Source organism: Pseudomonas gingeri, from assembly GCF_013385425.1.
Lineage (GTDB): Bacteria > Pseudomonadota > Gammaproteobacteria > Pseudomonadales > Pseudomonadaceae > Aquipseudomonas > Aquipseudomonas gingeri_D.
This window is the reverse complement of record NZ_JACAQA010000004.1, coordinates 237896-249402: the sequence shown is the minus strand read 5'-3', so window position 1 is coordinate 249402 and position 11507 is coordinate 237896. Positions and strand designations below refer to the sequence as shown.

Genomic DNA, 11507 nt, shown 5'->3' with positions numbered 1-11507 from the left:
GGCGGGCAAGAATGACTGAAAATTCGGATTCGACAAGCCAAGCACTTGCCTGGTGGGGCTGCCACGCCCTTTCGGGCGTGGTGGGGACACCTCAAAGGGTCGAGAGGAAGCTGCTGTTGCTGGCCTGCCATTGGACGATATCAATACGGATGCGCTTCTTGTCCAGTTTACCGACGCTGGTCTTGGGAATTTCCGTAACAAGGGCGATCTGACTCGGAATCGCCCACTTGCTCAAGTGCCCCTGCTCGACGAAGGGCTTGAGGTGTTCCTTGAGCTCCCGGGCACCGATTTCATGGCCTTCACGCAAGACCAGCAGGGCAAACGGACGCTCGCCCCATTGCGGATCGGCAATGCCCACCACCGCGACTTCACGTACCGACGGATGACGACTGACCAGGTCTTCCAGGGCCAGGGAGGAGATCCACTCGCCGCCGGTCTTGATCACGTCCTTGATCCGATCGCGGATATCGATCACCCCCAGGCTGTCGAGGGTCGCCACGTCGCCGGTGTGCAGCCAGCCGCCGGCCCAGAGCTCGGCGCCCTTCTGCGGTTCGTTGTAATACCCCTCGGTCAGCCAGGGTGCGCGCAGCACCAGTTCGCCCTGGGTCTCGCCGTCCGCCGGGAGGAAGTTGCCGTCCTCGTCGACAATCGCCGCCTCCACCAACGGCCCGGGTACACCGGCCTTGATCCGGTAGGTGGTGCGTTCGTCCTCGCTGCCGGCCATCAATTCTTCGCTCAGGTGGGCACAGGACACCAGCGGGCCGGTCTCCGACATGCCATAGGCGGCGGTCAGTTGAATGCCCCTGCTCTTGGCGGTCTCATACAGCGTGCGGTTCAACGCACTGCCGCCGATCACCATCTTCCAGCCCTTGAAGTCGGTGCCCTGGGCCGCCTTGGCGTTGAGCACCATCTGCAGGATGGTCGGCACGCAGTGGGAGAACGTGACCTTTTCCTTGCGCCACAGCTCCACCAGCAGCTCAGGGTCGTAGCGGCCGGGATAGACCTGCTTGAGCCCGAGCATGGTCGCCACATAGGGCAGGCCCCAGGCGTGCACGTGGAACATCGGGGTGATCGGCATATAGACGTCGTTGGTACCCAGCAGGCGCACGCTGTCGATACTGCCCATGATGGTCGCCACGCCCATGGTGTGCAGCACCAGTTGGCGATGGGTGAAGTACACGCCTTTCGGATTGCCGGTGGTCCCGGTGGTGTAGAAGGTGGTGGCGACCGAGTTCTCGTCGAAATCCTCGAAGTCGTAGACCGGGCTCGCCGCCGCCAGCAGTTGCTCGTATTCGCCCACCAGGTTCGGCAACTCGGCGCTCTTGTCCTCGGTGTCGGTGAGCAGCAGGGTCTTGTCCACCGTGGTCAGTTGCCCGGCGATCGCCTGGTACAGGCCGACGAACTCGCTGTTGACCAGCACGAAGCGGTCCTCGGCGTGGTTCATGGTGTAGAGGATCTGCTCGGGCGAGAGACGCACGTTGATGGTGTGGATCACCGCGCCGATCATCGGGATGGCGAACATGCATTCCAGGTAGCGATGGCTGTCCCAGTCCATCACCGCGACGGTGTCGCCGGCCTTGACCCCCGCCGCCGTCAGTACATTGGCCAGGCGGGCGACGCGCTCGCTCAAGGTCGGATAGCTGTAGCGCAGCTTGTCGCGATAGACGATCTCGCGGGTTTTCTCGTAGCGGCTGCCGGACATCAGCAAGCGCTTGATCAACAGGGGGTATTGATAAGCCCCTTCGGCGGGCGGAATGATACGAGTCTGCAACATGGAGCTTCCTTGGTCTGTCTGCACGGTCGAAGCTAAAGATAGGCACTCTAGAGCCACCGCGCATCCACTAAATCACCCAAAGGAATGATTTGCAGACGAACGTGAGTGCTAGCTCACAGCCAGCACCCACGGAAACCTTCGCCAAGGCTCAGGCCGGCTGTCCGGCGGGCTGCTGGGCCGGGGTGCGCGGAAACACCAGCGCGGCGACAAAGGTCAGTGCGGCAAAGCCCGCGAGGATCAGGTACAGACCGGCAAAACCCTGGCGCGGTTCGACAAAGGCGATCAATGGAATGGCCGTCGCGCTGGCCCCGAACGACAGGCAGTAGCGCAAGGCAAAGACCCGCGATTGCCACTGCGGCGCGACAAAATTGGCGACCATCGCATCATTCACCGTCACCTGGCCGAACACCACGAACATCAGCGCCGCGCCCAGGACCATCACCAACAGGCCGTCGACGTAGGCCAGGCCGAACAGCAAGGGTGCCTGGCACAGGGTCAGCACCACGAACGGCCACTTCAGGCTCATGCGGTCGAGCATCCGCCCGATGCTCAACTGCGCCACCGCGCCAAAGGCGTAGGCCAGGCTGACGATCACCCCGAGCAACTGCGGCGAAGCGAGCCACTCATGCAGGCGCTCCTGGAACAGTTTCGGGTAGGTCATGGTGGTGGCATTGAACACCACCCCGCCGGTGGCCGTGACCAGCGCCAGGACGCTGAACACCATGATCATGGAGATCTGCTGGCCGCTGGCGTTGCGCAGTTTCACATGGGGCTGCAGCGGGATCGGTTCTTCGCGGACCTGCAAGGCAAACAGCACACCGAGGATGATCGACACCGCCCCCGGCAGGATAAACGCCGAACGCCAGCCGAACTGCGCCACCAGAAAGCCGGTGACCAGCGCCGAAAACGCCACGCCGAGGTTGCCCCACATGCCGTTGACGCCGATTTCACGGCCACGGTTCTGCGCGTAGCTGACCAGCATCGCCGTGCCCACCGGGTGGTAGATCGCGGCGAAGACGCCCACCAGGGTCAGCCCCAGGGTCAGCATCGGTGCCGTGCTGCTCAGGCCGGTAAAGATCGATGCGGCGCCGATGCCGAAGAAGAACAGCAGCATCATGCTCCGCCGGCTCCAGTGGTCCCCCAGCCAGCCGGCCGGCAGCGAACAGGCGCCGAAGGCAATGAAGCCGCCCAGGGACAGGCCGATCATCTGGGCGAAGTCGAGACCGAAGGCCTGGCCCATGCCAAGCACGGCGGCGGGATAAATCAGCATGAACATGTGGTCGATCACATGGGCGGCATTGATGTAGCGGATTACGTTTCGGGGTTGGTTCATCGCGGCACACACGTCAGGATTGTTATCGGTCCGTTATGCTAAGTTGGCGACAAAACGTATTTCTGCCAACAAACTCATCAAACCAGACAGACTTGTAGAATCGGACATGTTAATCAGCCACTTCCTACACGGCCCAGTCAGCGCCTATCCCCGCGACTACGTCGACGGCGCACACCAGGAACTGCACGTCCATCAGGAAGCGCAGTTGCTCTATGCCGTGTGCGGGGTCATGCGCCTGGTCACCGCCGAAGGCGCGTGGATCATCCCGCCAACCCGCGCCGTGTGGATTCCGCCCTGGGTCGAGCATGAGATTTTCATGAGCGGCGAAGTGCGCATGCGGTCGTTATTTATCGCCGCCGAGTATTCCCCGGCCAACCTCCACGGTTGCTGTGTGCTGGCGGTGACGCCGTTGCTGCGGGAGTTGATCGTGCGTGCGGTGCAAGGCCCGGAACAGGCGAAAAACCCGCTGATCCAGCAGCTTATGCTGGAGGAACTGGCGGCCCTGGAGAACCTGCCGCTGCATATCCCGATGCCGACGGACCGGCGCCTGCAACGGATCTGCCTGGCCCTGCTGGAAACCCCGGACCACCCCAACAGCCTGGAAGACTGGGCACAGCAGGTCGGCGCCAGTACCCGGACCCTGGCGCGGCTGTTCCAGCAGCAAGTACGGATGAATTTCAATGCCTGGCGCCAGCAACTGCGCCTGATGGAGGCCTTGCCACGCCTGATCGCCGGGGAAAGCGTGCAGCACGTGGCCAAGGTGTTGGGCTATGGCAGCGCCCGGGCCTTCAGTTCGATGTTTCGTCGCCTGCTTGGCGACAACCCGCGGGACTACCTGAATGCCCTGAACCAGTTCAGCTCGATCAATGCATCTCGGTGAAGGCCAGCTTCACGCCGATGGCGATCAGCACCGCGCCCATGGTCCGGTCGAACCAGTGGCCCATGCGGGCGAAACCGGCGCGTACACGCTGCTGGCTGAACAGCATCGCCACCAGGCAGAACCACAGCGCGGTGGCCACGGCCAGGTAAACGCCGTAGCCGGCCTGGACCAGTAGCGGCGTGTGCGGGTTGATCACCACGGTGAACAGCGAGAGGAAAAACAGCGTGGCCTTGGGGTTCAGGCCATTGGTCACGAAGCCCGAGGTGAAGGCGCCGCGCGCGGTGCGCTCACCGACCTGCAAGGCCAGCTCGTCGCTCACCGGCTGGGCCGGCTTGGCGCGGATGGCCTTGAAGCCGATGTACAGCAGGTAGGCCGCCGCCAGCCATTTCAAGGCGTTGAACAGCACGATCGATTGCGACACGATCAGGCCGATCCCCAGCAGCGAGTAGCCCACATGCAGGAAAATCGCCGTGCCGACGCCCAGCGCGGTCCAGGTGCCGGCACGTCGACCATGGGTCACGCTCTCGCGCACCACCACGGCAAAGTCCGGGCCGGGACTGGCCACCGCCAGCAGGTGAATCAGGGCAACGGTCAGGAATTCCGTCAAGTAGATGGACACGGCGATGGGCTCCTCGGTAACTGAATATGTCTGTTAGGCTCGTCACCTTACGCGTTCATCCAATAGCACAAAAGGTACAGTTGATGAGCAACTCCCGCCGCGCGGTATTTCTCGATCACCCTTCCCTGGATCTCGGCGATCTTGACCTCGATCCGCTGCGGGCCTGCTTCGACGAGCTGTGCCTGTATGCCACGACCACGCCGGAGACGGTCATCGAACACCTGAAAGGCGCCAGCGTCGCCATCAGCAACAAGGTCCCGTTGACCGCCGCCACCCTGGCCGCCTGCCCCGAGTTGAAGCTGATCCTGATCAGCGCCACCGGCACCAACAATGTCGACCTGGCCGCCGCCCGCGCCCAGGGCATTACCGTGAGCAATTGCCAGGGTTATGGCACGCCGTCGGTGGCCCAGCACACCCTGATGTTGCTGCTGGCCCTGGCCACGCGCCTGACCGATTACCAGAAAGCCGTCGGTGAAGGTCGCTGGCAACAGGCCAAGCAGTTCTGCCTGCTGGACTTCCCGATTGTCGAGCTGGAGGGCAAGACCCTCGGCCTGCTCGGCCATGGCGAACTCGGCGGCGCGGTGGCGCGGCTGGCGGAAGCCTTTGGCATGCGTGTGCTGCTCGGGCAGATTCCCGGTCGCCCGGCCCGGGCCGATCGCGTGCCGCTGGAACAATTGCTGCCGCAGGTCGATGCGCTGACCCTGCACTGCCCGCTCAACGAATACACCCGCCACTTTATCGGTGCCACGGAACTCGCGCAGCTCAAGCCCGGGGCCTTTGTGGTCAACACCGCCCGCGGCGGCCTGATCGACGAACTGGCCCTGGCCGACGCCCTGCGCAGCGGCCACCTGGGCGGCGCCGCCACCGATGTGCTGAGCGTCGAACCGCCAACCAACGGCAACCCACTGCTGGCCGGCGACATTCCGCGCCTGATCGTCACCCCCCACAACGCCTGGGGCAGCCGCGAGGCCCGGCAACGAATTGTCGGCCAGTTGGCGGAAAACGCCCTGGGTTTCTTCAACGGGGCAGCGTTGCGGGTTGTCAGTTGATAGACTGCGGCACTTTTTTCAGGGAGCAGACCATGGATCCGCGCAGTGAAGTACTGCTTCGTCAGGCCGATTATTTCCAGGGCAAGCTGTTGCTCGCCGGGCTGCCCGCCGACGACCTGCTCGGACGCCTGCCCAACGCCCACGGCTGGTGCTGGCACGCCGGCGATCAGGCGGCATTGGAGGCGCGCTTCGAAGGCCGCAGCCATTTTGGCGTGCATATCCCCGAGATCCCGTTCGACAGCGCCGTGGTGTTCCTGCCCAAGTCCAAGGACCTGACCGACTACCTGCTCAACGCCATCGCCTCGCGCCTGCCGGGTGGCGAGGTGTTCCTGGTCGGGGAAAAACGCAGCGGTATCGAAGGCGCGGCCAAGCAGCTCAACCCCTTCGGCAAGCCGCGCAAGCTCGACAGCGCCCGACATTGCCAGCTGTGGCAGGTCACCGTGGCCGAAGCACCGGTCGCCAAAACGCTGGAAAGCCTGGCGCAACATTACCAGCTGGACCTGGCCGAAGGGTCGCTCAAGGTGGTCAGCCTACCCGGGGTATTCAGCCACGGCCGGCTGGATCGCGGCAGTGCCCTGTTGCTGGAACACCTGGACAAACTGCCGAGCGGCAACCTGCTGGACTTCGGTTGCGGCGCCGGTGTCCTCGGCGCGGCCGTGAAGCGGCGTTACCCGCACAACCACGTGATCCTGCTCGACGTCGACGCTTTTGCCACCGCCAGCAGTCGCCTGACCCTGGCCGCCAACGGCCTCGACGCTGAGGTCCTGACCGGTGATGGCATCGACGCCGCGCCCATGGGTTTGAGTGCGATCCTGAGCAATCCGCCGTTCCATGTCGGGGTCCACACCGATTATCTGGCGACGGAGAATTTGTTGCGAAAAGCAGCAAAACATCTGAAAAACGGCGGCGAACTTCGGCTGGTGGCGAACAGTTTCCTACGTTATCAGCCACTGATCGAAGAGCATCTCGGACGCTGCGTGACCAAGGCCGAAGGACAGGGCTTCCGGGTCTACAGCGCCAAGCGCGGTTGAAAAAGAAGGCTTGCGCAATGGATTCCGCCTAGGCAGAATCCGCTCCGTCCTAGGGGAGTAGTCTCCCACGAGCGCCACGCTCGTCCGGCATGCGTCAACATACTTGGTCAACAGGCCATGGCGCATGCGACCCACGGTCCGCACAGACGGGCCCAGGGTTTGACAAGACCTATGACACGAACACCTTACCCGGGGCGGGGAGGCTGTACGTGTCATAGCCGTGTCGACCCGCCCCTTAGGAAAACCTGATGCTGGACTCCCTGCTCGTCCCCACTGCAATCGTTGCCTTGGCCGAAATCGGCGACAAGACGCAGCTGCTCGCGCTCATTCTCGCTGCACGCTTTCGCAAGCCCTGGCCGATCATTGCCGGTATTGTCGCGGCAACCCTGGCCAACCATGCGGCAGCCGGCGCGGTAGGCGCCTGGTTCGGCAGTTTCTTCTCCGATGCGGTGCTGCACTGGATCCTCGCGGCGAGCTTTACCGCCACCGCCCTGTGGACCCTGGTGCCGGACAAGATCGACGATGACGAGACCACCACGGCGCGCAAGTTCGGCCCGTTCCTGACCACCCTGATCGCGTTCTTCCTCGCGGAAATCGGTGACAAGACCCAGATCGCCACGGTGATGCTGGCGGCGCAGTATCCGGAGCTGTGGCTGGTGATCATCGGCACCACCCTGGGCATGCTGATTGCCAACGTCCCGGTGGTACTGGCGGGCAACTTCGCCGCCGACAAACTGCCGCTGACCCTGATCCGCCGGCTGGCGGCGACAGCGTTCTTCATCCTCGCGGTGGTCGCGGTGTACAAGGCGATGCAGAGCAGCGGCTGGATCTAAAGCAGGTTCCTTGTGGCGAGAGGGTTTGCCCTCTCGCTACACAGGGTCAGGACTTCCTGGCCTGCTGATACAACGGCATCACCTTCGGAATCGCTGCCTCCAACGAAGCAATACGACTATCGGACGCCGGGTGGGTGCTCATGAACTCCGGCGGTGCGCCTTCAGCCGCCTTGCCCATCTTGTTCCACAGGCTGATGGCCGCGTTCGGGTTGTAGCCGGCGCGAGCCGCCAGCTCCAGGCCGATCAGGTCCGCCTCGTTCTCATTGGCCCGGCTGTTGGGCAAGGTCATGCCGTAGTTGGCCACGGTATCGGCCAGCGCCAGGCTGTCCTGTCCCAGGCCGAACAAGGCGCCCGCGCCCTGCTTCGCCATCTCGACCCCATAAGCCTTGGACATCGCTTCACGCCCGTGCTCGCGCAAGGCGTGGGCAATTTCATGACCCATCACCGCGGCAATCTCGTCGTCACTCAGCTTGAGCTTATCGATCAGGCCACTGTAAAAGATGATCTTGCCGCCAGGACCGCAGTTGGCATTGAGCTCGTCACTCTTGATCAGATTGACCTCCCACTGCCATTGCGCCGAATCCGGACGGAAGGTCGGCGCCTGGGCGATCAGGCGCTTGGCGATCGCCTGGACCCGCTTGGCATTGGCGCTGGTCTTGTCCAGAACGCCCTTGCCACCCGCCTCCCCCAGGGTCTTCTGATACGACTGCGCGTACATCTGGTCGACTTGCTGGCTCGACAGCAGGCTGAACATGTACTGCTTGCGCTCAACCCCGACCGCCCCACCGTTGGTGGTGTTGACAGCCTGGCACCCGCCCAACAGCAAACTCGCGCTCAACGCGCCCAACACCCAAGCTCTAGCCATGAACACTCTCCTTGAAGACTGCGGCTATCCTAGGCGGTGATTTGTATCAATACCAGATACAAACGACGTGTAGCACATCAACTTCGGATACATCCCGCACGTTTCGTAGGAAAAGATTCATAAACCCGCCCAAGCCACGGCGAACCACATCCCGCACCTATCCATTTGCGACACAGACACATTCAAAACAGCCATTTCAGCGACCGCCCCTCATGCCTGTGAAAAGCCCGGCCGATACAAATTGGCAGTTGTCACTCCTTGCGTCCGGGGCTCCCATGAAATTCAAGTCGATCCAGTTTTCCGTCGCGGCCCTGGCCGGGGCCATTATCCTCAGCGTGGTCGGGGCCCTGGTGGTCTACGCCCTGTTTTCCGGGGCCAGGACCCAGGACATGGTGCAACAGCGCACCCAGGCGCAATTCGAACAGGTGATCCAGCAGCGCCTGGATGCGCTGGCCCGCACCCAGGTCAGCCAGATCCAGCGCGAACTCGAAGCGCCGCTGCTGATTGCCGGCGGCCTGGTCCGGGTCAACAGCCTGATCGGCACCACCGGCGCCGACGGCAAGCCCGCCTTGAGCCTCAGCCGCGAACAACTGATCAGCCTGGTCAAGGAAAACGTCCAGCAGAACCCGAAGATTCTCGGCACCTATATCGGCTGGGAAAAGAACGCCCTGGACCACAACGACGCCGCCTATGTCGACACCAAGGTCGCCGGTATCGACCCCAAGGACGGCCGCTTCCTGCCCTGGTGGTTCCGTAACGACGACGGCACCCTCGGCGAGTCGAGCCTGGTGGATGTGGACGACCAGAAACTGCTCTCCACCGGCATCCGCGCCAGCGAGTACTACCTGTGCTCCAAGGAAACCAGGAAGTCCTGCGTGATCGACCCGGCGCCCTACAAGGTCGGCGACAAGATGGTCATGCTTGCCTCCTTTATCCAACCGATCCTGCTCAACGGCGCGTTCCAGGGCATCGTCGGCGCCGACCTGTCGGTGAACTTCATCCAGGACATGCTGCTGGCCGCCAACCAGAAACTCTATGGCGGTGCCGGCAACATGGCGCTGGTGGGCAGCAACGGTCGCCTGGTGGCCTACACCAAGGACTCAAGCAAATTCGGCGAGAAGGCCGGGGACGTGCTCGGGGCCGACAAGGTCGCGACCATGGGCAAGCTCAATCGCGGCGAAGTGACCTATAACGTCGACAAGGACAAAGGCACCATCGAGCTCTACCTGCCCTTCGGCATCGGCCAGACCGACGCGCGCTGGACCCTGATGATGCAGCTGCCGCTGGACGCCGTCATGGCTGACCTGCACAAGCTGCAAGGCGACCTCGACACCCAGCGCAAGGCCGATGTCTTCGGCATGGCCATGGTCGGCCTGGTGATCGCTGGCCTGGGCCTGTTGGTGATCTGGCTGGTGGGTCACGGCATCGCCCGTCCCCTCAAGCAGATGGTCGCCATGCTCGACGACATCGCCCAGGGCGAAGGCGACCTGACCCGGCGCCTGACCAGCGACCGTGCCGACGAACTGGGCTCGATCGCCAAGGGTTTCAACACCTTCCTGATCAAGTTGCAGGCGATGATCACCCAGGTGGTGACCTCGGTGCAGAGTGTCAGCGACTCCTCCGAACACACCGCGGATATCGCGATCCGGACCAACCAGGGCGTGCACAAGCAGATGGCCGAGATCGACCAAGTGGCCACCGCCGTGCAGGAAATGACCGCCACCGCCCAGGACGTGGCGCGCAATGCGACCCAGGCGGCCCAGGCCGCCAGCCATGCCGACATGGCCGCCAGCGACGGGATGCGCATCGTCAAGGACACCTCGACCTCCATCGGCGCCCTGGCCCTGGAGATCGGCCGCGCGGTCAGCGTGGTGCAGACCCTGGCCAAGGACAGCGAGAACATCAATGCGATCCTGACGGCCATCCGTGGCATTGCCGAACAGACCAACCTGCTGGCGCTCAACGCCGCCATCGAAGCGGCCCGGGCCGGCGAGCAGGGCCGGGGCTTTGCGGTGGTGGCCGACGAGGTGCGCAACCTGGCGCAGAAGACCCAGAAGGCCACGGAAGAAATCCAGTCGATGATCCAGCAGTTGCAGCAAGGTACCCGCGACGTGGTCAAGGTCATGGAAGACAGCCAGGCCAAGACCGACGAAAGCGTGCAGCACGCGGCCAAGGCGGCCCAGGCGCTGGAAAGCATCACCCAGGCGGTGTCGGTGATCAACGACATGAACACCCAGATCGCCAGCGCGGCCGAGGAACAGAGCGCGGTGGCCGACGACATCAACCGCAACGTGATCAATATCGGTCAGGTGGCCAATGAAGTAGCGGGCGGCGCCGACGAGTCGAGCGCGGCCAGTGCGCAATTGACCAAGCTGGCGGAGCAGCAGCGGCGATTGATCAATCAGTTCAGGGTGTAGGACTTCACCGAATCAACCCGGCGTCAGGCACTCCGGCGCATTGAGCTTCGGATCGTTCACCAGATTGGCCAGCACCCGCTCGCGCAAGGGCGCCTGGGGGCTGGCCAGCAGCGCCTGCAAATCTGTCATGGAGGCCTGCGCCGACAACCAGGTTTCCTGCCCCGCCGCATCCAGGATCAGCGGCCGCCGCTGATTCGACGCCGCCTGGGTCACCACCGCGGTGCTCAACCAGACATGCCCATCCACCGGATAGGCCTCCCAGATCGCCGCAAAAAACAGGCTCGACCCTTCCGCCGGCGTCAGCCAATAAGGCCGCTTGCGCTGGGTTCCGCGCCACTCGTAGAAACCGTTGGCCGGCAGCAGGCAACGCCGCTCGCGGAACGCCTGGCGAAACATCGGCTGCTCGGCCAGGGTTTCGGCCCGGGCATGGGCCGGTGTCTTCGACAGATCGGTCAGCCACGCCGGGGTCAGCCCCCAGCGGGCACGGGCCAGCTCACGCTGCCCCTCGGCGGCACGCAGGATCAGCACCGAGTCATTGGGCGAAATATTCCACTGCGCCTGCTGGTCGGCGGGAAAGCCGGGCAAGGCCGCGAAGGTGGGGTTCCAGCGAAACAGGGCATAACGTCCACACATGGGGCAATACGGCTCTTTTCAAAAACGCGGGGCAATCAAGGTACAACACAGTCCCTGTAGGAGCTGGCTTGCC

10 protein-coding genes, 1 pseudogene and 1 riboswitch are annotated in these 11507 nt (G+C 63.5%); of the genes and pseudogenes, 6 read left to right on the top strand and 5 right to left on the bottom strand.

The genetic code is table 11. From position 1 onward, the window contains the following. Positions 1 to 91: 91 nt before the first annotated feature. The gene (locus HX830_RS06745) at positions 92 to 1774 is read right to left on the bottom strand and encodes a fatty acid--CoA ligase (protein WP_103494495.1); all 1683 of its coding nucleotides are present in this window, start codon (positions 1772 to 1774) and stop codon (positions 92 to 94) included. A gap of 148 nt (positions 1775 to 1922) precedes the next feature. Then, positions 1923 to 3107 (bottom strand): MFS transporter, encoded by a 1185-nt coding sequence (locus tag HX830_RS06740; RefSeq protein ID WP_177099450.1) that lies wholly within the window; start codon positions 3105 to 3107, stop codon positions 1923 to 1925. Between the two features lie 106 nt (positions 3108 to 3213). Here HX830_RS06740 and HX830_RS06735 point away from each other — a divergent pair, with 106 nt between their 5' ends. Then, positions 3214 to 3987 (top strand): AraC family transcriptional regulator, encoded by a 774-nt coding sequence (locus HX830_RS06735; RefSeq protein WP_103494493.1) that lies wholly within the window; start codon positions 3214 to 3216, stop codon positions 3985 to 3987. Here the strand turns inward: HX830_RS06735 and HX830_RS06730 are convergent. Beyond that, positions 3971 to 4600, bottom strand: coding sequence for a LysE family translocator (locus tag HX830_RS06730; protein ID WP_103494602.1), 630 nt, complete (start codon positions 4598 to 4600; stop codon positions 3971 to 3973). The two genes, HX830_RS06735 and HX830_RS06730, sit on opposite strands and share 17 nt — an antisense overlap. A gap of 89 nt (positions 4601 to 4689) precedes the next feature. On the opposite strand from HX830_RS06730, the gene HX830_RS06725 reads away from it, so the two are divergent. From HX830_RS06725 to HX830_RS06715, 3 genes are all read left to right on the top strand, one after another. Then, entirely contained in the window at positions 4690 to 5655 is a 966-nt protein-coding gene (locus tag HX830_RS06725) for a 2-hydroxyacid dehydrogenase (RefSeq protein ID WP_177099448.1), read from the top strand. Positions 5656 to 5687: 32 nt separating this feature from the next. Continuing rightward, the gene (locus tag HX830_RS06720; protein WP_152741197.1) at positions 5688 to 6686 is read left to right on the top strand and encodes a class I SAM-dependent methyltransferase; all 999 of its coding nucleotides are present in this window, start codon (positions 5688 to 5690) and stop codon (positions 6684 to 6686) included. Between the two features lie 39 nt (positions 6687 to 6725). After that, a riboswitch (yybP-ykoY riboswitch) is annotated at positions 6726 to 6847 on the top strand. Between the two features lie 87 nt (positions 6848 to 6934). After that, positions 6935 to 7519, top strand: a complete 585-nt coding sequence (locus HX830_RS06715) for a TMEM165/GDT1 family protein (protein WP_103494490.1) — start codon at positions 6935 to 6937, stop codon at positions 7517 to 7519. 46 nt (positions 7520 to 7565) lie between these two features. On the opposite strand, the gene HX830_RS06710 is transcribed toward HX830_RS06715, so the two are convergent. Beyond that, entirely contained in the window at positions 7566 to 8384 is an 819-nt protein-coding gene (locus HX830_RS06710) for a M48 family metallopeptidase (protein WP_103494489.1), read from the bottom strand. Positions 8385 to 8596: 212 nt separating this feature from the next. Between HX830_RS06710 and HX830_RS32420 the strand changes: the two are divergent. Both HX830_RS32420 and HX830_RS32415 read left to right on the top strand, forming a co-directional pair. Continuing rightward, a pseudogene (locus HX830_RS32420) lies at positions 8597 to 9943 on the top strand (HAMP domain-containing protein); the annotation flags it as partial. A 15-nt stretch (positions 9944 to 9958) separates the two neighbouring features. After that, the gene (locus tag HX830_RS32415) at positions 9959 to 10801 is read left to right on the top strand and encodes a methyl-accepting chemotaxis protein (protein ID WP_370868303.1); all 843 of its coding nucleotides are present in this window, start codon (positions 9959 to 9961) and stop codon (positions 10799 to 10801) included. Between the two features lie 12 nt (positions 10802 to 10813). Here the strand turns inward: HX830_RS32415 and HX830_RS06700 are convergent, their stop codons facing one another. Beyond that, a complete protein-coding gene (locus tag HX830_RS06700) occupies positions 10814 to 11434 on the bottom strand; it encodes an SOS response-associated peptidase (RefSeq protein WP_103494741.1) in 621 nt (206 codons plus the stop codon). Positions 11435 to 11507 lie beyond the last annotated feature (73 nt).